This window comes from Pseudonocardia sp. NPDC049635 (assembly GCF_040659795.1).
GTDB lineage: Bacteria > Actinomycetota > Actinomycetes > Mycobacteriales > Pseudonocardiaceae > Pseudonocardia.
In genome coordinates this window covers 197,193-220,035 of record NZ_JBFAON010000001.1, presented here as the reverse complement: position 1 = coordinate 220,035, position 22,843 = coordinate 197,193, and the positions used below count along the sequence as shown (strand labels likewise).

Annotated in this window: 21 protein-coding genes; 9 read left to right on the top strand and 12 right to left on the bottom strand. The window is 73.7% G+C overall.

Annotated features, from left to right (window positions below):
- Positions 1-117: 117 nt before the first annotated feature.
- From AB0J24_RS01010 to AB0J24_RS01000, 3 genes are all read right to left on the bottom strand, one after another.
- Positions 118-1,347 carry an SPFH domain-containing protein gene (locus tag AB0J24_RS01010; RefSeq protein ID WP_358673438.1) on the bottom strand — a complete coding sequence of 410 codons (1,230 nt, stop codon included), beginning with the start codon at positions 1,345-1,347 and terminating at the stop codon, positions 118-120.
- A gap of 93 nt (positions 1,348-1,440) precedes the next feature.
- Complete coding sequence (locus tag AB0J24_RS01005; RefSeq protein WP_358673435.1) at positions 1,441-1,887, bottom strand: NfeD family protein; 447 nt, start codon at positions 1,885-1,887, stop codon at positions 1,441-1,443.
- A 102-nt stretch (positions 1,888-1,989) separates the two neighbouring features.
- A complete protein-coding gene (locus AB0J24_RS01000) occupies positions 1,990-2,850 on the bottom strand; it encodes a DUF3097 domain-containing protein (RefSeq protein ID WP_358673432.1) in 861 nt (286 codons plus the stop codon).
- Positions 2,851-2,993: 143 nt separating this feature from the next.
- Between AB0J24_RS01000 and AB0J24_RS00995 the strand changes: the two genes are divergently transcribed.
- Positions 2,994-3,791, top strand: a complete 798-nt coding sequence (locus AB0J24_RS00995; protein WP_358673430.1) for a hypothetical protein — start codon at positions 2,994-2,996, stop codon at positions 3,789-3,791.
- 3 nt (positions 3,792-3,794) lie between these two features.
- Here the strand turns inward: AB0J24_RS00995 and AB0J24_RS00990 are convergent, their stop codons facing one another.
- Entirely contained in the window at positions 3,795-4,739 is a 945-nt protein-coding gene (locus AB0J24_RS00990) for a LysR family transcriptional regulator (protein WP_358673427.1), read from the bottom strand.
- 13 nt (positions 4,740-4,752) lie between these two features.
- On the opposite strand from AB0J24_RS00990, the gene AB0J24_RS00985 reads away from it, so the two are divergent.
- Positions 4,753-6,012: an FAD-dependent oxidoreductase gene (locus tag AB0J24_RS00985; protein WP_358673424.1), complete on the top strand. Its 1,260-nt coding sequence runs from the start codon at positions 4,753-4,755 to the stop codon at positions 6,010-6,012.
- Between the two features lie 77 nt (positions 6,013-6,089).
- Here AB0J24_RS00985 and AB0J24_RS00980 read toward each other — a convergent pair whose 3' ends face one another.
- Entirely contained in the window at positions 6,090-7,223 is a 1,134-nt protein-coding gene (locus AB0J24_RS00980; protein WP_358673421.1) for a response regulator receiver protein, read from the bottom strand.
- Between the two features lie 353 nt (positions 7,224-7,576).
- Between AB0J24_RS00980 and AB0J24_RS00975 the strand changes: the two genes are divergently transcribed.
- From AB0J24_RS00975 to AB0J24_RS00965, 3 genes are all read left to right on the top strand, one after another.
- The gene (locus AB0J24_RS00975) at positions 7,577-8,476 is read left to right on the top strand and encodes a putative RNA methyltransferase (RefSeq protein ID WP_358673418.1); all 900 of its coding nucleotides are present in this window, start codon (positions 7,577-7,579) and stop codon (positions 8,474-8,476) included.
- 349 nt (positions 8,477-8,825) lie between these two features.
- Complete coding sequence (locus AB0J24_RS00970; protein ID WP_358673415.1) at positions 8,826-10,745, top strand: S9 family peptidase; 1,920 nt, start codon at positions 8,826-8,828, stop codon at positions 10,743-10,745.
- A gap of 44 nt (positions 10,746-10,789) precedes the next feature.
- Entirely contained in the window at positions 10,790-11,476 is a 687-nt protein-coding gene (locus tag AB0J24_RS00965) for a gamma-glutamyl-gamma-aminobutyrate hydrolase family protein (RefSeq protein ID WP_358673412.1), read from the top strand.
- A gap of 104 nt (positions 11,477-11,580) precedes the next feature.
- Here AB0J24_RS00965 and AB0J24_RS00960 read toward each other — a convergent pair whose 3' ends face one another.
- Positions 11,581-12,396 carry a hypothetical protein gene (locus tag AB0J24_RS00960; protein ID WP_358673409.1) on the bottom strand — a complete coding sequence of 272 codons (816 nt, stop codon included), beginning with the start codon at positions 12,394-12,396 and terminating at the stop codon, positions 11,581-11,583.
- A gap of 69 nt (positions 12,397-12,465) precedes the next feature.
- Here AB0J24_RS00960 and AB0J24_RS00955 point away from each other — a divergent pair, with 69 nt between their 5' ends.
- A complete protein-coding gene (locus AB0J24_RS00955) occupies positions 12,466-13,194 on the top strand; it encodes a DUF6676 family protein (RefSeq protein WP_358673406.1) in 729 nt (242 codons plus the stop codon).
- A gap of 99 nt (positions 13,195-13,293) precedes the next feature.
- Positions 13,294-14,490, top strand: a complete 1,197-nt coding sequence (locus tag AB0J24_RS00950; RefSeq protein ID WP_358673403.1) for a tyrosine-type recombinase/integrase — start codon at positions 13,294-13,296, stop codon at positions 14,488-14,490.
- A gap of 16 nt (positions 14,491-14,506) precedes the next feature.
- Here the strand turns inward: AB0J24_RS00950 and AB0J24_RS00945 are convergent, their stop codons facing one another.
- The 6 genes from AB0J24_RS00945 to AB0J24_RS00920 all read right to left on the bottom strand — a co-directional run bounded on the left by AB0J24_RS00945 (position 14,507) and on the right by AB0J24_RS00920 (position 20,959).
- Entirely contained in the window at positions 14,507-16,111 is a 1,605-nt protein-coding gene (locus AB0J24_RS00945; RefSeq protein WP_358674332.1) for an alanine/glycine:cation symporter family protein, read from the bottom strand.
- Positions 16,112-16,197: 86 nt separating this feature from the next.
- Positions 16,198-16,974, bottom strand: a complete 777-nt coding sequence (locus tag AB0J24_RS00940; RefSeq protein WP_358673400.1) for a siderophore-interacting protein — start codon at positions 16,972-16,974, stop codon at positions 16,198-16,200.
- Complete coding sequence (locus AB0J24_RS00935) at positions 16,958-17,944, bottom strand: ABC transporter substrate-binding protein (RefSeq protein ID WP_358673397.1); 987 nt, start codon at positions 17,942-17,944, stop codon at positions 16,958-16,960. Before AB0J24_RS00935 ends, AB0J24_RS00940 begins: the two co-directional genes overlap by 17 nt.
- A gap of 95 nt (positions 17,945-18,039) precedes the next feature.
- Complete coding sequence (locus AB0J24_RS00930) at positions 18,040-18,882, bottom strand: ABC transporter ATP-binding protein (RefSeq protein ID WP_358673394.1); 843 nt, start codon at positions 18,880-18,882, stop codon at positions 18,040-18,042.
- Positions 18,879-19,958 (bottom strand): iron chelate uptake ABC transporter family permease subunit, encoded by a 1,080-nt coding sequence (locus AB0J24_RS00925; protein ID WP_358673391.1) that lies wholly within the window; start codon positions 19,956-19,958, stop codon positions 18,879-18,881. Before AB0J24_RS00925 ends, AB0J24_RS00930 begins: the two co-directional genes overlap by 4 nt.
- Positions 19,955-20,959 carry an iron ABC transporter permease gene (locus AB0J24_RS00920; RefSeq protein WP_358673389.1) on the bottom strand — a complete coding sequence of 335 codons (1,005 nt, stop codon included), beginning with the start codon at positions 20,957-20,959 and terminating at the stop codon, positions 19,955-19,957. Before AB0J24_RS00920 ends, AB0J24_RS00925 begins: the two co-directional genes overlap by 4 nt.
- 186 nt (positions 20,960-21,145) lie before the next feature.
- Between AB0J24_RS00920 and AB0J24_RS00915 the strand changes: the two genes are divergently transcribed.
- Both AB0J24_RS00915 and AB0J24_RS00910 read left to right on the top strand, forming a co-directional pair.
- A complete protein-coding gene (locus AB0J24_RS00915) occupies positions 21,146-22,018 on the top strand; it encodes a sugar phosphate isomerase/epimerase family protein (protein ID WP_358673386.1) in 873 nt (290 codons plus the stop codon).
- A 32-nt stretch (positions 22,019-22,050) separates the two neighbouring features.
- Positions 22,051-22,827 (top strand): GntR family transcriptional regulator, encoded by a 777-nt coding sequence (locus tag AB0J24_RS00910; protein ID WP_358673383.1) that lies wholly within the window; start codon positions 22,051-22,053, stop codon positions 22,825-22,827.
- The last annotated feature ends 16 nt before the right edge of the window (positions 22,828-22,843 follow it).

The window sequence follows — 22,843 nt, the reverse complement described above, 5'->3', positions numbered from 1 at the left end:
CGGGACGACATCCGGGAGCGGGCGGTCGCACACGGCCGCGAACCCGACGACGTCAAGATCCTCTACCTGGCCCCGGTGGCCGCACCGGGGACACGGCCCCACCGTTCGAACGGTCGATCAGCCGCGCTGCTCCTGGGAGCCGTTCGGCAGCGGGTCGGTGGTCAGGCCCGGTACCTCCCGCGAGCCCTCCAGCTGCGCGGGTGCCGCACCGCCGCCGTTACCGCCGGCCGGGGCGCGCTCCCCCACCGGCGGGACCTCCTTCTGGGCGGCCGCGGTGGCCTCCGCGACCTGGCGGGCGATCTCCGGGTCGGTGGAGGTGTCGAACCAGTTCTCCAGCGACTCGTCGTCCTCGGCGGGCCGGGAGACGGTGCCGTCGTCGGGGCTGGGGGTGTAGCGGAAGACGCCGTCCTCGCCGGGTGCACCGAGCATCCGGGTGAAGCCCTCCAGGGCCTTGCCGAAGTCGGAGGGGACCACCCACAGCTTGCTGGCCTCGCCCTCCGCCATCTGCGGCAGCGTCTGCAGGTACTCGTAGGCGAGCAGCTCCGGTGTCGGCTTGCCCGCCTTGATCGCGGCGAACTTCTTCTCGATCGCCTTCGCCTCACCCTGTGCCTCGAGGTACCGGGCGGCCCGGCGCCCCTGGGCCCGCAGGATCTCGGACTGCCGCTCGGCCTCGGCGCCGAGGATGGCCGCCTGCTTGGCGCCCTCCGCGGTGAGGATCTGCGACTGCTTCTGGCCCTCGGCGCTGCGGATGGCCGACTCGCGCTGGCCCTCCGCGTTGAGGATCATGGCCCGCTTCTCGCGGTCGGCCTTCATCTGCCGTTCCATCGACTCCTGGATCGACGGCGGCGGGTCGATCGCCTTGATCTCCACCCGGGCGACCCGGATCCCCCAGCGCTCGGTCGCCTCGTCCAGCTCGCCGCGCAGCAGCGTGTTGATCCGGTCCCGCGAGGTCAGCGTCTGCTCCAGGGTCATCCCGCCGACGACGTTACGCAGCGTCGTGGTGGTGATCTGCTCGACGCCCGCGATGTAGTTCGCGATCTCGTAGACGGCGGACTTGGCGTCGTTGACCTTGAAGTAGACGACCGTGTCGATGTTGACCGTCAGGTTGTCCTGCGTGATGACCGGCTGCGGCGGGAAGGACACGACCTGCTCGCGCAGGTCGACCCGCTCGCGGGTCCGGTCGACGAACGGGACGAGGATCGCCGGGCCGCCCTCGCGGGTGCTGTGGTAGCGCCCGAGCCGCTCGATGATGTACGCCCACTCCTGCGGAACGATGACGATCGACTTCACGACGACGGTCACGACCAGCACCAGCAGTATCGCTGCGATGATCAAACCGGCATCCATCCGGTCTCCCCTCGATGCGCGCCGGAGGACCGGCGCTCACGTCCACCCCGGAGTCCCCGGGGCTCATCGCCGGTGCCCTTCCGCCGGGGCGGATCAGGACTCCGGCAGTTCGTCCCGGCCGGTGACGAGCACGGCCGCGCCGGTGACCTGCAGGACGGTGACGGTCGCACCCTCCTCGAGAACCTCCTGGCCGTCGAAGGAGCGGGCCGACCAGAGTTCCTTGCCGATCCGCACCTGACCACGCTGGCCGTCCACCCGTTCGACGACCTGGGCCGCCGATCCGACGAACCGGTCCTGGTGGCGCTCCAGGGTGCCCATCCGTTCCTGCAGTTTCCGCTTCGCGACCGGCCGCACGGCCAGTAGCAACAGCACGGACACGACCGCGAACACGCCTGCGCTCCCGACCGGGTCCAGTCCGAGTGCGGCACCTCCGGCCGCGGCGAGTGCGCCTCCGCCGAGCATCACCAGGAACAGCTCGCCGGACACGAACTCGGCGCCGACCAGTACCACCCCGATGAGCAGCCAGATCAGTGCCGTCATGCCCCCAGGGTGCCAGAACCGGACATTCCACGACGTCGATTCACGCCGAACACCCCGTCCGGTGGCCTGATCGTTATTGCGCCGCAGGGTGTCGGCGGGGTTTCAGGCCCGGTCGTCCGGTTCCCCGGGGGCGGCCGCGGTGACGAAGTCGATGAGCCGCTCGACGGCACCGATCATCGGCGTCTCGAGGTCCCGGTAGCTGCGGACCGCGCCGATCACCCGGCGGGCCCCGTCGGCGGGCTCACCCCAGCCGAGCCGGGCGCAGACCCCGGTCTTCCAGTCGGTGCCGCGCGGGATCGTCGGCCACTCCCGGATGCCGACGACCGAGGGTTTGACGGCCTGCCACACGTCGACGTACGGGTGGCCGGTGACGAGCACGTCGTGCTGGGCTCTCGGGGTGGCCCGGTACGCGTCGCGGGCCTGGCGGGTCTCCTTGGATCCGTCGACGAGGTGGTCGACCAGGATGCCGAGACGCCGGTGCGGCGCCGGGTCGAACGCACGGACGGCGGCGCCCAGGTCGTCGACCCCGTGCAGGGGTTCGACGACGACACCCTCCACCCGCAGGTCGTGCCCCCACACGCGTTCGACGAGCTCGGCGTCGTGCAGGCCCTCGACCCAGATCCGGGCGGCCCGGGCGGTGCGCGCCTTCAGGTTCGCGACGTGCACCGAACCGGAAGCCGACAGCGTCCGCCCGGCGGCCGCGGGTGCGGGCCGCACCAGGGTCGCCGGTGCGCCCTCGTGCAGGAACGCCGCCGGGCGCAGCGGGAAGACCCGCCGCCCGCCGAACCGGTCCTCCAGGGTCACCTCGGAACCGGTGATCGAGACCACCGCGCCGCAGAACCCGGTTACCGGGTCCTCCACGACGAGTCCCGGTTCGGCCGGCACCTCGGGCACCCGTGTGCGCCGGGCGGCCCGGGTGCCCGACGCGTCGAACATGCCCCGGTAGTCGTGGGTCCGGCTCATCCACCGAGTATCGGACGGCGGCCCGCGGTGACCGGGTCACGACACGCCCACCCGGGCGTGGTCACACCGTGCAGGCACTGAGATACACAGCGTCACCCACGTGCAGGGTGTGCGGACCGTGATCGGCGGTTAGCCTGTCCGCCGTGACCTGTGCCTCCGCGACCCTGGCCGTGTGGGCCTCGGCCTGGCTGGCCGGGGCCACGGCGTCCGACGACGTCCTCGACGCGCTCGCCCCCTGGTCCGAGGCGCACGACGTGCTGGCCGCCGACGACGGGATCGCCTCGGCGACCGACCTGCCGGGGCCCGGAGGGCGCCCGACGTCGGTCGCGCTGCTGCTGGCCGCGGTGCGCCGGGCCGCCCCGCGTGGCCAGGCCCGCCTCGTGCTCGCCGCGCCCGGTGACGTGCGCGGGCTGCCCGGCCCGGGCCGGTTCTCCCGCGAGGCGACGGCCGCCGGCGAGGGTGTGCTGTTCCCGGACGCCGCGCTCGGCCTGGTGCCCTCCCCGATCGCCGACGGGGTCGTCCGGTGGACCGTGTACGCGGTCCCCGACAGCGGCCCCGTCCCCGAGTACGTGCCGTTGAACGACGCCGAGCGCGGATTGCGCGGCCAGGTCCGGGAGGCCGCCTCGGTGATCGCCGATCTCGGCGTGGCCAGGCACCGTCCCGGTGTCCGCGAGGAGATCGCCGCGTCGCTGCGCCGCCGGCCGCGGGCGCTGTGGCCCGACGGCATGCCGCCGCAGGCGCTACGGGTGCTGCAGCAGGCCGACGAGGTGGACGCGATCCTGTCCGCGGCGGCCGGGGACGCGCCGGGGGGCGCGCTGTCCTCGTCGGCGGCGGTGGCCCGCTCGGACGCGTTGCGTCCGATCGCGAGCGCGGTGCGGGTCGCCCGCCGGGCCGCGGTCGCCGAGGCGGTGCGGGTGCTGGTGTCGGTCCCCCGCACCTGACGCTCACCCGTCGCGGAGCACGTCGAGCAGGGCGCGGGCAGCCGGTCCGGTGGGCCCGCCGGACCGCCAGGCCAGATACAGCCGGGCGCGCACCTCGGGCTCCAGCGGGACGGCGACCGGCGGCCGTTCCAGTGCGAGCACGGCAGGAGCGCCCAGTGCGGGCTCCGGGACGACCGCGACGCCGGCACCGGCGGCGGCGAGTCGCAGCAACAGGTTCATCGAACCGGCCTCGAACGCGACCCGCGCGGTGACGCCGTGTCCGGCGAGCGCCGTGTCCAGCGCGGCGCGCAGACCGTTTCCGCGCGGCAGGCAGATCAACCGACGGGTGGCCAGCTCGGCGGGTGTCAGGGTCGCCCGGCCGGCGTACCCGTCGTCCTGCGCGACGGCTGCGACCAGGCGCTCCTCCTGCAGCAACCGGCCGTCCAGGCCGTCCGGTGGCGCCTGCGGGAACCCGAGTACGGCCAGATCCAGCCGTCCGGCCCGCAGCTCGCCCACCAACTCGTCGGCGGTGCCCTCGCGCAGCGTGAGGTCCACCCGGGGATGAGCGGCCGCGAAGGTGCCCACCGGAGCGGCCAGCACCGTCTCGGGCAACGACGAGGCCATCCCGACCGCGACCCGCCCGCGGAGCAGTCCACGCAGGGCGGCCACCGCGTCCCGGGCTCCCTCGACCGCGGCGAGTGCCGTGCGGGCGTGCGGCAGTACCGCGCGGCCCGCCTCGGTCGGGACGACGGCCCGCGGTCCCCGTTCGAGCAGCTGCTCCCCCAGTTCACGCTCCAACCAGCGGAGCTGCGCGCTGACCCCGGGCTGGGCCACGTGCAGCTTCTCGGCGGCCGCCGTGACGGTGCCCTCGTCGACGACCGTGACCAGGTACCGGAGATGACGCAGTTCCATAACTACGAATGCTAGTGACCAGCTGATCCGGGTCTTGGACTTCTGGCCGGTGACCATCGACGGTGGATCCGTGACGACGACACCTACCCTTCTCGACGATCTCGCCGGCACGGTCGCCCACGGCAGCGCACCTGCGTCGTTCCAGACCGGCCTGACGCACCGGCCCGCCGTCGTGGTCGAACCGGCCGGGACGGCCGAGACCGCGACCGTGCTGGCCGTCGCCGCCCGGCGGCACGTCGCGGTCACCGTGCACGCCACCGGGCACGGGCTGCGCGCACCGACCACCGGCGGCATCCTGCTGGTCACGACCCGAATGGCCACGATCGACGTCGATCCGGTAGACCGGGTGGCACGGGTCGGTGCCGGTGCCCGCTGGGCGGACGTCGCCGGTGCAGCCGCGCGGTACGGACTACGACCCCCGAACGGCAGCGCCCCCTCGGTCGGCGTCGCCGGTTATCTGTTCGGTGGCGGGCTGGGGCTCACCGCCCGCACCGACGGCTGGGCGGCGGATCACGTCCGCGGGTTCGAACTGGTCGAGGCCGACGGGACGCCGTGCACCGTCGACGCCGGGGCGGACCCGGCCCGGTTCGCCCGGTTGCGCGGCACCGGCCCGGCCGACGGCGAGGTCGTCACCGCCGTGACGGTCGGGCTGCTCCCGGCCGGGCCGCTCACCGGCGGTGGCCTGGAGCGGGTGCTGGGGCCGGCCGACGAGCCCGCGGACGACGCGGGTGCGCTGCACGCGTGGCACGAGTGGACCCGGGAACTGCCCGACGAGGTCACCTCCGGATTGTCCGTGGTGCCCTATCCGGACCTGCCGTTCCTTCCGGCTCCGTTGCGCGGGAAACGGGTGTTGCGGATCGCCGTCGTGGTGTGCGGGGACACCGCCCGCGCCGACGTGCTGCTCGCACCGCTGCGCGCCGCGCTCGGCCCGACCGGCACCGCTGACACGGTGGGCCCGCTCGACCCGGCCGGCTTCGCGCGCGTGTACGCCGAGCCGGAGGTCCCGCACGCCTATCTCGGTGACGACCTGCTCGTCGACGATCTCGGCGGCGCGGCACTCGACGGTGTCGCCGCTCGGGTCGGGCCGATGGTGGTCACCGGGATCCGACATCTGGGCGGAGCGGCGGGGCGGACACCGTCGGTCCCGGACACGGTGCACGGCCGTGACGCGGGCTATCTGGTGGGTGCGCTCGCACCGTTCGATCCCGGCGCCGCGGACGCGCCCACCGCGCGGGCAGAGGTCGACGACGTGCTCAGCGGGTTCACCGCTCGTGCGACGGGGCGGCACCCGTCGTTTCGGTTCGGACCATGCCCGCGCCCCGGCGGGTGACGGCACCGTCTACCCGCTTCAGAGTGACGAGCATGTTCACTCTCCGGCTTCCCAGGTGGCCAGTAGGCCCGGCCGGTTCAGTTGCCGCGCAGAGCCTCTGCCAGAGCGGCCAGATCTTCGGGGTGCAGGCGGGCCCCGCCGCCGGACGCCTCCGGCCGGGACACCGCCTCCAGCTCGCGGATCCGTCGCGTCGCCGCCCGCTCCGCGGCGACCGCCTCGGCCCGCTCCCGCTCCGCCCGTTCCGCCGTCTCCGCGAGCCGGGCCCGCTCGACCAGCGCGGTGTCGCGCTCGGCGACCAGCGCCTCCACCCTGGACCGCAGGCCGGCCCGCTCCTCCCGGAGCGTCGTCGCTTCGGCCTGCGCGACGGTGATCTTCTCGCGCAGCTCGGTGACCTCGTCGAGGGCCTGATCACGCTCGCGGCTCCGTAGGTCCACCGCGCCCGCGGCTTCGTCCCGCTCCCGCTCGGCCCGGGCCGCCGCGAGCACCGCCTCCTCGCGTTCCCGGCGGGCCACATCGGTGAGCTCCCGCTCGGCAGCGACCTCGGCCCGCGCACGCTCCCGTACGGCGGCGACCTCGGCCTGCGCGCGCTCCTGTGTGGCAGCGGCCTCGGCCTGCGCGCGCTCCCGTTCGGCGGCGACGTCGGCGACCGCGCGGTCCCGCGCCGCGACCGCGTCGGCGGCCTCCTGCCGCGCGGCGCCGAGCGCCTCGGTCGCCTGCAGGGCGGTGACCGCTGCCTCCTCCGCGCGAGCCACCGCCTCGCCGCGTTCCCGGCGGGCGTCGGCCGCGGACGCCTCGGCAGCCCGGGTCCGCCGGAGCGCGTCGTCGCGGGCGGCCTCCGCCTCCTGCCGGGCCCGGTCGGCCTCGGCGGCCCGGACCCTCGCCTGCTCGGTGGCGGCGAGCGCCTCGGCCTGCACCTCGTCCAGCCGCTGCTGCACGGCCTCCAGTGCCGCGGCCAACTCGGCGACCGGCCCGGCGACCGCGGTGACGTGTTCGCGGAGCCGGTCCGCGTCCAGGGCGAAGGCCCCCGCCCCGGTGTCCAGGCCGAGCGTCCCGAGCGCGTCGCGTTCGGCGCGGGCCATCTGCGCGCAGCTGCGCCCGCCCTCCCAGCGCGTGTCCCGGCAGAACGAGCGCGGCCGCCCGCCCTGCGGTCCCGGAGGTGGCAGCTCGGCGCGGCATCGGCTGTATCCGCAGCGTACGGCGGTGTCGGTCACGCGGCTGAGCCTATCAGTTCAGTATTGAGTAACAAGATTCCCTAGTTTCAGTTTTTGCAACCTAACCACTGCCCAGCAGAACCATCGTTTCGTTGGAGGCTGGAGCCTGGCGACCGGGCCACGTCGCTCCGATAGCCGGTTCCACGGAGTGGCGCCGGGCAACGCGGCCACGTCGTTCCCGTACGCTGACCGCTGTGGATTCCCTGATCGTGCGGCCCCGCACCGCCTGAGGCGGTGCACTCCGCCGTCCGGCCCGTCGTCGGCCCGACGGCCTCCCACCCGTGTCGACAAGGGCTCGGTGTGCAGACGTGCCACCGCCGTGTTCCCTCGCCACCCCCAGGGACGACACACACATGCACAGCCCGTCCGCCGGCCGTCAGGCCGACACCTTCCCCGTCACCGACGACCGATCGGCGCTGGACGCCGTCGCCCGCCGGCTGACCTGCCCACACTGCGGCGCAGCGCCGCTCCAGCGCGATGCACGTAGCCTCCGCTGCCCGCGTGGGCACTCGTTCGACATCGCCCGTCAGGGATACGTCTCGTTGCTCTCGGGCCGGCGACGCCATCGTGGTGACGACGCCGCGATGGTCGCTGCGCGCGAGGCCGTCCTCGGCGGTGGTCACTACCAGCCGCTGCGCTCGACGATCACTGCGCTCGTCGCCGAACACTCCCCACCCACGACCCGGCTCGTCGTCGACCTCGCGGGTGGAACCGGCCACTACCTCTCCCCGATCCTCGACGCCCTCCCGGCATCGTGGGGTCTCACGGTGGATCTCTCCGCGGCCGCGCTGCGCCGCGCGAGCAGGACGCACCGGCTGGCGGCCGCCGTCGCCGCCGACGTCTGGGAACCGTTGCCGCTGGCCGGGCGCACGGCCGGAGTGGTGCTCAGCGTCTTCGGGCCGCGCAACACCACCGAGATCGACCGGATCCTGACCGCGGACGGCATCGTCACCCTGGCGACAGCGGGTCCCGAACATCTCTGGGAGCTGCGTGATCGGCTCGGGATGATCGGGGTCGATCCCCGCAAGGCCGACCGGCTGCGACGTGCGTTCGCCGGGTTCAGCCCGATCGCCGGGGAGACGGTGCGGTGGAGGCTGGCCGTGAAGCACGATGAGGCACGAGCACTGGTAGCGATGGGGCCCGGCGCCCACCATCTCGATCTCGGGCAGCGGGACCAGGCGATCGACGCACTACCCGGCCTGACCGGTATCACGGCTGAGATCGACGTGGCAGTGCTTCGGCGCCACCGGTGAACCACACGAGTCGTCGTCGCACGGCCACCCACCCCGCCGCAGCCGGCCCGCCGGACCGGTGATGCGGTGTGCACGGCCCCGAGCGGATCGCAGGCTCGGCGAGGTCCGCGGTGCCCCACCAGCCGGTCCGCCACGGCCCGGCGAACGCCCGCCGGTCCTCGGTCGGCGCCACGACCATGGGACGGCGGCGAACGGCTACGTACAGAACGTCGAAGGTTAGGTGCACGGCTCCGCACGCTCGAGCCGTCGGTCCACGCGCAGGCGTCCGCGCGGCGAGCTTGACCATGCCGTTGCGGCCGGGTGTCGGATAGGGACCGACGAACAGCCGACGATCGAGCGGAGCAACTGCATGACCGACATCCCGACCGGCCCGGCTCCACTGATCGACGCCGAGGACTTCTTCGCCGACCCGTCGTTCGCCCTCCCGACGATCTCCCCGGACGGCACCCGGATCGCCTACCTGGCCCCGGCCCACGGACGTCGCAACGTCTGGGTGCGCGGGATCGACGAGACCCACGACGACGCGGTCTGCGTCAGCCACGACGACCGCCGCGGCATCACGACCTATCACTGGACCGACGACCCGCGGTGGCTGCTCTACCTGCAGGACATCGACGGCAACGAGGACTGGCACCTCTACCGGGTCGACCTGGAGCGCCCGGACGAGCCGGCCGTCGACCTGACCCCGCTGGAGCCCGGTTCACGGGTCGCCGGCGTCGACTCGCTGCCCTCGGCACCGGGCAGTGTGCTGGTCGCGATGAACCGGCGTCCGCTGTTCTTCGACACGTTCCGGATCGACGTCGCGACCGGCGAGACGACCGTGCTGCACGAGACCGACGACCCCACCGGTTCGCTGCTCCTCGACCGGGAGGGCAGGCCCGCCTTCCACACGGTCCTCACCGAGGAGGGCATGGTCGAGATCTCCGCCGTGGATCCCGAGAGCGGACAGCGGCGGCTGCTGCACAGCCTCGGGGGCGCCGACTACCCGATGAGCATCCATCCCCAGCAGGTCACCGCGGACGGGGCCGGGCTGCTCATCGGCTCCTACCAGGACTCCGACGACCTGCGTCTGGTCCGCATCGACCGGGAGACCGGCGAGGAGACCGTCGTCGCCGCGGTCGAGGGTCGCAGCCTCGACGTGATGGGCGCGATGCTGCCCGGTGTGCTGCCGCCGATCGTCTACACCAGCCGGAGCACCGGGGAGGTCCTCGCCGCCCGGTTCGTCGCCGACCGGCCGCACATCGAGGTCGTCGACCCGCACTTCGCCGACGTCTACGCCGCGCTGGAGAAGCTCTCCGACGGCGTGCTGGGCACGCTCTCGTCCGACGACTCCGGCCGGCGCTGGGTCGCGACGTTCGTGCACGACCGTGAGCCCGGCATCACGTGGTTCTACGACCACTCCACCGGTGAGAGCCGCGAGCTGTTCCGGCCGTCGCGCCTCGGCCCCGAGGTCCTCGCCCCGATGACGCCGGTCGGTTTCCCGGCCCGCGACGGGTTGCCGCTGAGCGCGTTCCTGACCCTCCCGGTCGGGGTCGAGCCCCGCGGCCTGCCTCTGGTGCTGTACGTGCACGGCGGCCCGTGGGCGACCGACGTGTGGGGTTACGAGTCCTCCGTCCAGTTCTTCGCGAACCGGGGTTACGCGGTGCTGCAGGTCAACTTCCGTGGATCGCTCGGCTACGGCCGCCGGCACGTCACCGCCGCGATCGGCGAGTTCGCCCGCGCCATGCACGACGACCTGATCGACGCCGTCGACTGGGCGGTCGCGGAAGGGTACGCGGACCCGGCGCGGATCGGCATCTACGGGGCGTCCTACGGCGGTTATGCCGCACTCCTGGGCGCCACCCTCACGCCCGACCGCTTCGCCGCCGTGGTCGACTACGTGGGGGTCTCCGACCTGGTGAACTTCCTGCGGACGCTGCCGCCGTTCACCAGGCCGTTCACCGTCAACAACTGGTACCGCTACGCCGGTGACCCCGAGGTCGAGGAGCAGGCCGCCGACCTGCGGGACCGCTCCCCGATCACCATGGTCGACCGCATCCGCAGCCCGCTGCTGGTCGCCCAGGGGGCCAACGACGTGCGCGTCGTCCAGGCCGAGTCGGACAACATCGTCGCCTCGCTGCGCGAACGCGGCGTCCCGGTCGAGTACCTGCTCGTCGAGGACGAGGGCCACGGTTTCGCGAACCCGGAGAACCGGCTGCTGCTGCACCGGGCGATCGAACGGCACTTCGCCGCGCATCTCGGTGGCCGCAGCGGGTCCGCGACCGGCTGAGGTGCCCGCTGCGATGATCGGTGCCGGCAGGGGGTGGGAGAGCGGTGGCACGCACGGCACTGGTGATCGGGCACGACCACGTCGCCGGGCTCGGTCTGCTCGGACCGGTGCTCGCCGCGCACGGGTACCTGCCGCAGTGGCAGACGGTCGTGCCCGCCGACCGCTTCGACACCCCGGACGTCGACGTCGCGTTTCCCGACCGGCGGCCACGGGACCTGGTGGTCACCCTCGGCGCGCCCTGGCCGCGGGACCGGATCCGTGGCTGGGCGTCGGCCGAAACCCGTTTTCTGCGGCGCGCCCACGACGCCGGGGTGCCGGTACTCGCGATCTGCTTCGGCGCCCAGCTCCTCGCCGAGGCGCTCGGCGGCAGCACCCGTCCGCTGGGCCGGACCCGGATCGGCTGGCACCGCGTCCGACCGGTCGCCGGCCGAGTACCGGCGGGCCCGTGGTTCCGCTGGAACGGCGAGCAGCTCGTGCCACCGCCGGGCGCGAGCGTCCTCGCCGAGAGCGACGACGGCTGCGAGGGTTTCCGGGTCGGCCGTAGCGCGGGCCTGCAGTTCCATCCGGAGATGGAGCCCGACCTGATCGACCGGTGGCTGAGCCTCGGGGTCCCGGCGGGGCTCGACGTCGAGCGGCTACGGGCCGACACCGCCCGCCACCACCGACGCTCCGGCGCCGACGTGGCGCTGCTCGTGGCCGCCACGGGCGCGGTGCAGGCCACCACTCGCTGACCGCCGTTCCCGTCGGCGAGGACGGCCGGTCGCACCCGGCCACGGGCCCGGGCCGGCGGCGAACCCGGCGTCGTCGACCGTCGGCCGGCGCCACCGCCGACGGTTCAGGAACCGGTGACGTCGACCGCTACGGCACCGGCCGGGCGTGGCTCGTCCCCACGCCGCAGCGCCTCGGCGACCTCGTCCCGTACCCGGCCGCTCTCCTTCCAGCCGGTGACCTCCCAGGCGTGGATCAACGGCGCCGCCCGGTTCTCCCGGGCCTCCACCACCCAGGGCCGCCCGGTCATCGCCCGCCAGGCGATCAACAGCCCGATGAGCAGGAACTGCAGGCCCAGCAGGATGCCGGGGATCACGACGAAGATCGCGAGGAACAGCGCGGCGCCGATCGCCACCGCGATCAGCACCCACCACAGCACCTTGATCAGCAGTGCACCGGCGCCCCCGGCCCCGGCGAGCAACGCCCCCGCACCGCCGCCACCGCCACCGCCGCGGTTGCCCCCGCCGCTGCTGCCCCGGTTCCCGCCACCGATCCCGCCACGGTCGCCGCCCCCGGACGAGCCGCCGGAGCCCGAGCCGCCCCAGCCGCCCCAGCCGCCGCTGCCACGGCCGGTCGGCACGATGATCGGCCCCGAGCGTCGGCGCGGCCGGTGCCAGTGGCTGTCGACGTCGCGGTAGCGCACCGGCGGCTCGCGACGGACGGTGTGGTCCGGTGCCGGCCGGTCGCGCTGCACCCGGGGGCGGCCCGCACCGGGGCCCTCCGCCGCACCGTCCCCGACCGTGGCGGTGGTCGGCGGCTCGACGTACCGGTCACCGCCGCCCAGCCCGAACCGGAAGCCGCGGTAGCGCGGCGGGCCGAGCAGGAACTTGCGTCCGACCACCCATTCCATGCCGTCCGGCGCCCTGACGTACCGTTCCCGCACCGGCTCCCCCTCCGCTCACGAACCCGTCACGAGGACCACATGATGCCTGGTCGGACACCGTTGCACGGCGTGCCGTCCGTGCTGTCCGCGCAGCCACAGGACGTCGACGCGATCGTCGACGATCTCGCCGACAACGGGGTGGCCGCCCCCGGCGACCAGAGCGAACTCGCCGCCGTCGTCCAGTCCGCCGCCGCGGAACACGATCTCGCGCTGTCCGTCGTCGTCGTCCCGCGGGCCGACGGACAGGCCGAGCTGGTCGAGCTGGCGCACGCGGTCCGCTCCGAGCGCGGCGGCACCGTGCTCGTGCTCAGCCCGGAGTACACCGCGGCCGCCAGCGACACCTACGACGACGTCGACGAGTTCGTCGACGGTCTGCCCGGCGGTGACGTCCAGGCCGCCGAACAGTTCGTCGACGAGCTCACCGATCCCGGGCCGCCGTGGCTGGGCATCGGCATCGTCGCGGTGCTGCTGGTCGCCCTCGTCGCGGGCGGCGGGCGATGGTGGGAGCTGCGTCGCAGGCGCCGCCGGGACGCCGCCGCGCTCGCCGCGGAGGGCGAGCGGCTGCGGTCCGAGGTCGCCGAGATGGCCGACGAGATGCTGTCCATCGAGTCGCGCACGGCGCTGCTGGAGGACGCCGGTCTCGGTGCCGAGTACAGCACCGTCGCCGTCGAGTACCGGGACCTGGTGCACGAGGTCGAACGCGACCCGCGTGACCGGCGGGCGGCGAACGCGCTCGCCGCCCGGGTGCGTGCGCTGCACGACCGGGTCCAGGCGCTGGATCTCGCGACCCGCCCCTGACCGTCCGGCCCGGCCCGCGCACCGCTCCGTCGCGACGTCCGGACCGCGTCCGCGCGCCGGAGCCGCCCGCGCTCGCGGTGTCGGGCACGATCTCCGGTGATGAACGATCCCGCCGCACTCGTGCTCGCCGCGCTCGGCCGGCGTCCCGACCCGGCCCTGCCCGGGCCGCACGCGGTCCCCGAGGCCGACTGGCCCGGGGTGGACGACCCGGCCGCGCTGCGGGCGCTGGTCGCCCGCTGGCTCGCCGGGTACGGCACCGCCGGGACCCGGCGCACCTACGCCTATGCGCTGGGTCTCCCACCGGCCTGGGCCGACGCCGTGACCGGTACCGGCCCGGAGCGGCCGGCGGGCGCCGCCGGCCGGACCCCCCCGCCCGCACGCCGTGGGCGGCTGCACCACCTGGCGTTCTTCCGGTGGTGCGCGGGTCACGAGCTGGATCCGCGGGCGGTGACCGCGGCGCACGTCACGACCTGGCTGCACGCCCTGGACGCCGCAGGCGCGAGCCGGCGGACGAGGGCCCGGATGTTGTCGACGGTCTCGGCGTTCTACGCCTTCCTGGCCGAGGAGGGCGTCGTCGACGGCAACCCGGCGGCGCTGCACCGGGGCAGGCTCGGCCTGGCCGGGAGCTCGCGGGAGCCGTCACCGACGATCCGGTTGACCCCGGCCCAGGTCGGCGCGCTGTGGGCCGCGGCGGCCGCGCTGCCGAACCCGACCCGGCACCGCGCGTTGTACGCGGCCCGGGCCGTGGCGTTCGTCGCGCTGCTGAGCCTCGGCCTGCGGATCTCCGAGGTCACCGGACTGGACCGGGACGATCTCGTCGTCTCCGGCGGGGAACGGGTGTTGCGGGTGCGCGGCAAGGGCGGCACCGTCCGCGAGGTGTTCCCGGGTGAGTCCTGCGTCGACGCTCTGACCGGGTACCTGCGGCTGCGTGACGCCGAGGGCGGGGGTCCGCTCCCGGCGGCGCGCGGTGGCGGGGCCGCCGCGTCGCCGATGCTGGCCACCCGCGACGGCGGCCGCTGCTCGCGCCACGACCTGTACACACTGCTGCGCCGGATCGCCCGGCACGGCGGCCCCGAGCTGGCCGAGGTCGCCGAGCGGGTGCATCCGCACGCACTGCGGCACGCCTACGTCACGATCGCCCTGGAGGCGGGCGCGCCGATCCAGCACGTGCAGGCCGACGTCGGTCACGCCAGCATCGCGACCACCCGGCACTACGACCGGTCGTTGCGCTCCCGGGCCGGGAGCGCAGCGGACCTGGTCACCGGGCTCGTCACCCGGCCGGATCCGGACCGGTGACGAGCCCGGCAGCCCGCTAGAGCATCGACCGCTCGGACGGCTCGACCTCGGTGACCTCGCCGCTGCGCAGCTTCCTGCGGAACTCCGCGACCTCGCGCTTCACCACCGGCGCCATCACGTAGAGGCCCATGATGTTGAACACGGCCAGCAGGAACAGCACCGCGTCGGCGAAGTCCAGCACGCTGCCCAGCGTCAGCACCGAGCCGACGATCACGAACAGGCAGAAGATCACCTGGTAGATCCGCTCGCTGAGCATGTTCTTGCCGAACAGATAGGTCCACGCCTTCTGGCCGTAGTACCCCCAGGTGATGATCGTGGACAGCGCGAACAGCAGGACCGCGAGCGCCAGCACGTACGGGAACCAGGGCAGCACCGTCGCGAACGCGTCGGAGGTGACGATCACACCGTCGGCGACGTCCTCACCGCCGGAGGCGAATGCGGTCGCCTGGGCCTGCTGCCAGAACGGCGTCCCCGCGATGACGATCGTCAGCGCCGTCATGGTGCAGATGATCACCGTGTCGACGAACGGCTCGATCAGCGCGACGTATCCCTCGGTGGCCGGGTTCTTGGTGCGGACCGCGGAGTGGGCGATCGGGGACGACCCCAGACCCGCCTCGTTGGAGAAGGCCGCTCGCTGGAAGCCGACGATGAGCGCGCCCAGCGCACCACCGGCCACACCCTCCGGGGTGAACGCCCCCGAGATGATCAGGCCCATGGCCGAGGGGACCTGGGAGATGTTGACCGCGATCACGATCAGGCAGGCGGTGACGTAGATGATCGCCATCGCCGGGACCAGCCGCCCGGTCACCGCACCGATCGACTTGATCCCGCCGAACACGACGGCGCCGACCACCAGTGCGAGGATCACCCCGAAGGCGAGCGCGGCACCGCCGGTGCCCAGCATCCCCTCCTCGCCACCCGTCACGTTGCGCAGCTGGGCGAAGGTCTGGTTCGCCTGGAACATGTTCCCGCCGGCGACCCCGAAGAAGAGGATCATGACGGCGGCGCCTGCGGCGAGCACCCGGCCCAGCACGCGTCCGAAGCCGTTCGGGATCCGCTCGGCGACGCCCATCCGCAGATAGTGCATCGGGCCGCCGGAGACGGTCCCGTCGGCGTGCACCTCGCGGTATTTCACGCCGAGGGTGCACTCGACGAACTTGGTGGCCATGCTGAGCAGACCGGCCACGATCATCCAGAAGGTCGCTCCGGCGCCACCGATCGTCACCGCGACACCGACGCCGGCGATGTTGCCGAGCCCGACCGTCCCCGACAGGGCCGAGGCCAGCGCCTGGAAGTGGGTGATCTCGCCCGGCTCGTCCCGGCGGGTGTACTTGCCCCGCACGATCTTCAAGGCGAGCGCGAAGCTGCGGAACTGTACGAAGCCGAAGTAGACCGTGAAGATGATCCCGGCGAGCACCAGCCAGGCGACGATCCACGGGAAGTCGGCGCCGAAGACCGAGACCTCGTAGAACACGACGCTCGACAACCAGCTCGAGATCGGGTCGAAGACGCTGTTGATGGTGTTCTCGATGTCTGCCAGGACGCCGGGTGGCGGCGGGGCGGCGAGAACATCGGTGCGCGGCGGACTGGTGACTCCGGCCGCGTGGGTGACGTGCGACATGACCCGGTACATCACCCCATCGTGCGGACACGGCGCAACAGTCCGCGCAAACGGTTACGACCTCGTCACCGAAGGCCGGGCGCCGCTCAGCGTTCCCGGCCGGCCCGCCAGTAGGCCCTGATCTCGGACGCACCGACCTGGCCGGGGTGCTCCCGCAGCGCCGCCTTGATCTCCTGGCAGGTCGCGGCCTCCGCGGCGCACCAGACGTACCCCGGACCGTCGGGTGGCTCCCAGCTCGTCGCGGCCGCGGTGAGCCGGCTCGGCGCCCGCCCGTTGCCCGAGCCCACCAGCCGCCGGTGGGTGACGCCGGACGCACCGGGCAGGCCCGGATCGTCGTCATCGGTGGGGACCTCGGTCACCACGTGCACCCGGGCGCCGTCCCCGAGACCGTCGAGGATGCGGCCGAGCGCGGGCAGGCCGGTCATGTCCGAGACGAGCAGCTGCCATGTGGTGCCCTCGGGCGGGGCGTACCACCCGCTGGCCGCCGACAACCCGACCGGCGCCCCCGGCCGGGCCCGCCGCAACCACTCGGTGACGGCGCCTCCCCGGTGCTCGGCGAAGTCGATGGCGAGCACGCCGGTGTCCGGGTCCCAGTCCTGGACCGTGTAGCTGCGCCGGGCCAGCGGGAGCTCCCGTTCCGGCGAACGTGCCGTGCTGGCCCGGAACCGGTCGATCACCTCCTCCGGATCGGCCTGCGCCTCGGGGAGGTACAGGTGCAGTCGCTCGTCCGGCACGCCGGTGGAACAGAACCCGGCGAGCCCGGGGCCGTCGAAGTACAGGCGCACCATGTGCGGACTGACCTGTGTGCGCTCGCGGACCCGCGCGGTGAAGCGGGCCGGGGCGGCGTCAGTCGACCTGGACACCGTAGGCACTCGTGAGGTCGTCGAGCATGGCGTGGGTGGCGCGGTAGCCCTGGCCCCGCATCCAGACCTCGAAGTCCACCTCGAACATCGTTCCCTGCTGCACCGCGGGGATGGTCTGCCAGACCGGGAGGCGGGTCGCCGACTCCAGCACGTCGTCCTCGCTGCTGTAGGCGAAGACGTAATCGCCGAGCGCCTCGGGCAGCAGCTCCAGGCTGGTCTCGTAGAACAGGTGCTTGGTACCGGCGGCGCCACCGGTCAGTTCGGCACCGGGGATCGGCGGAGCGTGGTTCAGCCCGACGGAGGCGATCACCTGCCCGGCGTCGTTGTTGGCGGTCATCACCCGGACGTGATCGGCCCGCAGCCGCACCAGCGAGACCGGCAGGTCCGCCTCGGGCACCGCGGCGAGTGCCTCCCGCACCCGTTCGACGCGGTCCTCGTAGCGGGCGGCCGCCTCGCGGAGCTGGTCCGTGCGACCGAGGGCCTCGGCGACCTGCTCGGCGACGTGGCGGAAGTTCTGCTGGCCGGTCTCGATCGGGACCGCCGGGGCGATCGCGTTGAGCTGTTCGTAGCGCGCGATGTCGAGTTCCTGGTCGGGAGACTGGTTGAACAGGATCAGGTCGGGATTCTGCTGGCCGATCCGTTCGGGGTCGATGTCACCCTCGTCGTAGGCACCGAGGTCGGCGATCTGTGCCGTTTCCGAACCCAGGTAGGCCGGGAACCCGGACCGCGATCGTGGGGCGGCGACCGGCACCACCCCGACCTCCAGCGCGGTGTCGAGGAACGCCGGGAAGGCCAGCACCACCCGCTGCGGTTCGGCCGGCACCTCGGTGCTGCCCATCACGTGCTCGACCACCCGGGTCGCTCCGACATCGGCACCGGCCGGTCGCGCGTCCCGCGCGCAGCCGGCGAGCACCAGCACCGCGAGCAGCGCCGCGAGCACCGCACCGGTGCGGCCTGCTGGTCGGATCATCGTCGTCCTCCTCGTCGCGGCGGGTGCCGCGGTCCTCCGTGCTGGGGTGGCCCCGTGACGGGGCCGTCTGTGTGGGGATGGTCCGGGTGGGACCGTCATCGGGTCGGCTCGTCGACCAGTGCGTCGGTCGGCCGGCGTGCGCCGCGCGGCCGGCGCGGGATCACCAGCGGGGTGCCGGTCTCGGGATCGGGGACCACCACCGAGTCGAGCCCGAACACCTCCCGCACCATCTCGGCGGTGATCACCTCGTCCGGGGGGCCCGCCGTGACGACGGAGCCCTCCCTCATCGCGACGATGTGGGTGGCGTAGCGGGCCGCCTGGTTCAGGTCGTGCAGGACCGCGACCAGGGTCCGGCCGGCGCGGTGCAGGTCGGCGCACAGGTCGAGGACCTCCACCTGATGGGCCATGTCCAGGAACGTGGTGGGCTCGTCGAGCAGCAGCACCGGGGTGCGCTGCGCCAGGGCGAGCGCGATCCACACCCGCTGCCGCTGACCACCCGAGAGCGACTCCACCGGGCGGTCGCGCAGGTGCTCCACACCGGTCAGGGCCATCGCCTCGGTGACGGCGGCCTCGTCCTCCCGGGAGAACTGCCGCAGCAGGCTCTGGTGCGGGGCCCGTCCCCGCGCCACGAGATCCACCACGCTGACCGATTGGGGTGCCACCGGTGACTGCGGGAGCAGCCCGAGTTCCCGGGCGACCTCCTTCGTCGGCCTGGTGTGGATGTCGCGGCCGTTGAGCAGCACACCACCGGAGAGCGGGCGCAGCAGACGGGCCAGCCCGTGCAGTGCGGTGGACTTCCCGCAGGCGTTCGGGCCGACCAGCACGGTGAACGACCCCGCCGCGATGGCGAGATCGAGACCGTGCACCACGGTGTTGCCCCCGTAGCCCAGCGCCAGCTTCTCGGCACGCAGCGGTGTGTCCGGGCCGGTGTCGTTCACAGTGCCCTCCGTTCCCGGTTCAGCAGCCAGATGAGGTAGAGCCCGCCCAGCACCGCGGTGGCGATGCCGGCCGGCAGTTGTGCGGGTCGCACGACCCACATCCCGAGCAGGTCGGCGAGCACCAGGAGCAGGGCGCCGAACAGTCCTGCGGTGACGACGTGCGGGCCCGGTGCACGGGTGATCCGCCGCACCAGCTGTGGCGCGGCCATCGCCACGAAGCCCACCGGGCCGGCGGCGGCGACCGCCACAGCACACCACGCCGTCCCGACGACCATGATCAATGCGCGGTTGGGTTCGAGGGCGAGGCCCAGCGCCCGCGCCAGGTCCGCACCGGCGCCGATCCGCTCCAGCGGGCGCAGGCAGGCGAGGGTCAGCGGGACCAGCACGACGGTGCCGAGCAGCAGCGGCCCGATGTCGTCCCAGCTCCGCCCGGACAGGCTGCCGACGAGCCAGCGGTAGGCCGCCGCGGCCTCGCCGAGCTCGGCCCGGCTGATCAGGAACGCGCGCACCGATCCGAGCACGGCGGTCACGCCGATACCGACCAGGATCAACCTGTACCCGGCGACCCCGCCCCGCCAGGACAACCAGTAGACCGCCACTGCGGTCAGCAGGCCGCCGAGCAGCGCGCCGAGCATCGCCGAGGACACCCAGCTCGCGGCCACGAGCAGCGCCACCACCGCACCGGTGGCCGCCCCGGAGGTGAAACCGATGACGTCCGGGCTGCCGAGCGGGTTGTCGGTCAACGCCTGGAACATCGCCCCGCTCACCCCGAAGGCCCATCCGGCGAGCACCGCGCACAGCACCCGCGGCAACCGGATGTCGAGCACGGCGAGCACCTCGAACGCGGTCACTCCGGAGTAGTCGCCGGCCACGATGCGCAGGGTCGTTCCGGGTGCGATGTCACCGTTGCCGGTCAGCAGGCCGGCCGTCGCGGCGACGCCGACGAGAAGCAGCAAGCCGGCCCCGACCCACGGTGTCCGCGTCCCGATCCGGCCGGACACCCGCTCCCCCAGGAGCCGGACGGTCCGTCGGGGGGCGGCCCAGGGGGCGCCGGTCTCCGTCGGTGCGGCGCTCACAGCGAGGCCAGCTTCCGGCGACGGGCGATCGCGATGAACAGCGGACCACCGATGGCCGCGGTCACCAGACCGGCCTGCAGCTCGCCGGTGCCGGCGATCAGGCGACCGATGACGTCCGCGCCCAGCAGCAGCACGGCCCCGAGCACCAGCGAGAACGCGATCAACCACCGAGTGTTCTGCCCGCCCAGGGCACGCGCGGCGTGCGGTACCGCCAACCCCACGAACCCGATCGGACCGGCCACCGCGGTGGCGGTGCCGCACAGCACGGCGACCGCGCCCGCGGTGAGCAGCCTGGCCCGGGCGGTCGAGGTTCCCAGGCCGACGGCGAGCTCGTCGCCGAGGGCGAGCGAGTCCAGCGACGCCGCCACCAGTACCGCCACGACCAGCCCCAGCAGCACCAGCGCGACTGACGGCCAGAGCAGGTCGCTCTCCCGCCCGGCCAGCGAGCCGATGGTCCAGAAGCGGACCTGGTCGAACGTCCCGGCGTCGAACACCACCAACGCCGACGTCGCACCACCCAGCACTGCGCTCGTCGCGGCTCCGACGAGCACCAGACGGGCCGGGGAGGCGCGCCCGGTGCCCCGCCAGGCCAGGAGGATCACCACCGCGACCGCGCCCGCCGCACCGATGAGCCCGCCGAGGGCCATCGCCAGCGCGCCGCCACCCAGCACGCCGATCACCAGTACGACGCAGAACGACGCACCGGCGTTGACGCCGAGCACCCCGGGATCGGCGAGCGGGTTGCGGGTGAGCGCCTGCATCAGCGCCCCGGCCAGCCCCAGTGCGGCCCCGACGATGACACCGGCCACCGTGCGGGGCAGGCGCAGTGTGCGGACGACCACGGCGTCGGTGGCCGAGATCCGCGGATCGACCGGGTCGGTCAGTGCCAGCCACACCCCGTGGATCCCGACCGACCGGGCCCCGATGACCATGCTCGACAGCACGACCACGATCAGCAATACGATGCAGGCGGCGAGCGCGACCCGCCGGGGTCTCCCCACTCTGGGGCGGGGCGCCGGCGGGGCGGCGAGGGCCGGTGACGCTGGGGACACGGGTGCGGGGGACCTTTCTCGGAAGGTGCGGGTTGCCGCTCGGGGTGGGCCCGGGCCATCATCCGCAGGAGGCAGGTTAGGCTAGCCTGAGAGTGTCGACAATAGTCAAGAGTGATCGAGCCCACGAGGAGTCGAGTGACCATCCCCGCACCACCCTCCCCACCCACCGGGCCGGTCGGTTCGCCGGTCATCGGCCTCTCCAGTGGGCGCGGGCCGCTGGAGTCCGCGTTCGCGTTCTGCGCCGGGTCGGGGGTGGGCGGCGTGGAGCTGGCCTGCCAGGTTCCGGCGAACCGGCCGCACATGTTCGACGAGATGCGGATCACCGGCGCCCGCGAGCTGGCCGATCGCCACGGGCTGTCCCGGGTCCTGCACTCGGACTCCTCGGTGAACACCGCCGAGTCCACCCCGGTGGTGCGCGATGCGGTCCGGCAGCACCTGCAGGACTACGTCCGGCTGGCCGACCGGCTCGGTTGCCCGACCCTCGTGGTCCACGCCGGCTTCCACTTCGACGCTGACACTCCCGACGTGCCCCGCGCGCTGACCGACACCCTCCGCGAGGTCGCCGAGCTGGCCGGCGAGCTCGGCGTGACGCTCGCCCTGGAGAACATGAACGTGCTGCCGCCCGAGGCCGAGATCCGCTACCTCGGCACCACCGCGGCCGAGATCGCGGCGATCCTGGACGCGGTGTCCTCCCCTGCGCTGGGTGCCTGCCTGGACGTCGGGCACGCGCACCTCCTGCCGGGTGGCGTCGCCACCTTCGTCGAGCGCCTCTCCGGCCGCATCAGCCACGTGCAGCTCACCGACAACGACGGCGTCCACGACGAGCACCTGGCGCTGGGGGCCGGCACGCTCGACGTCGCGGCAGCGCTCGACCTGGTGGCCGCCACCGGGTACACCGGGATGATCGCGATCGAACTCGACGACCGGGGGGCCCAGTTGCGCAGCCTGGCGCACCTGCGCGCGCTCGGCCTGCTCCCCGCCCCTGCCACCGGCGGGCCGGTACGGTGACCGGAGCGACGGGGGCGCCGGGAGCCGACGCGGTGGCGAGGGACGAGGGGCCCGCCGCGATCCGGGCCGGACGGCGGATCGCCGACCCACCGAGCATGGTCGCGTTGGCCGCCGACGCGCTCCGCCGGATGATCTTCGACGGGGAACTCGCTCCCGGTGAACGGATGGTGGAGTACCGGCTGGCGGACCAGCTCGCCGTGTCCCGCCCGCCGGTACGCGAGGCGCTGCGGCTCCTGGAGCGGGAGGGCCTGGTCGTCCAGGTCCCCCGCCGGGGTGCCAGCGTCCGTGCACTCTCGCTGCAGGACGTCTACGAGATCACCACCCTGCGGACCGACCTGGAGACGATGGCGATCCGGCTGGGGGTCCCGGTGCAGGACGAGCGGGTGCTGGCCCCGCTGGCCGAGGCCACCCGCATCCTCGAGGTGAACGCGCGACGGGGCGCGGAGGACAGTGCCGTCGAGGACACGATCCGGTTCCACCGGGCGCTGGTCGCGCTCGCCGGCCACGGCCGGCTCGACGAGGCCTACCATGCGTTGTCGCTGCAGCTCTGGCTGCTGATGGCGATGAACCGGCGGGCCCGGTCGTCCACCGAGAGTCTCGTCGAGCGGGCGCAGCGGCACCGGGCCCTGTTCGATCTCGTGCGTGCCGGCGACGCGGACGCCGTGCTCGCCGCGCTGCACGACGGCAGTTCCCTCAGCATGCTCCGGCTGGTCGGCCCGCTGATCTCCGAGGACGGCAGCCCCGCCGCGCACGCCTGGTTCGAGCGTGTGCGCGAACGGGGCACGACCGCACCCGACGCTCCGGTCTGAACGGGCCGGCCGCCCC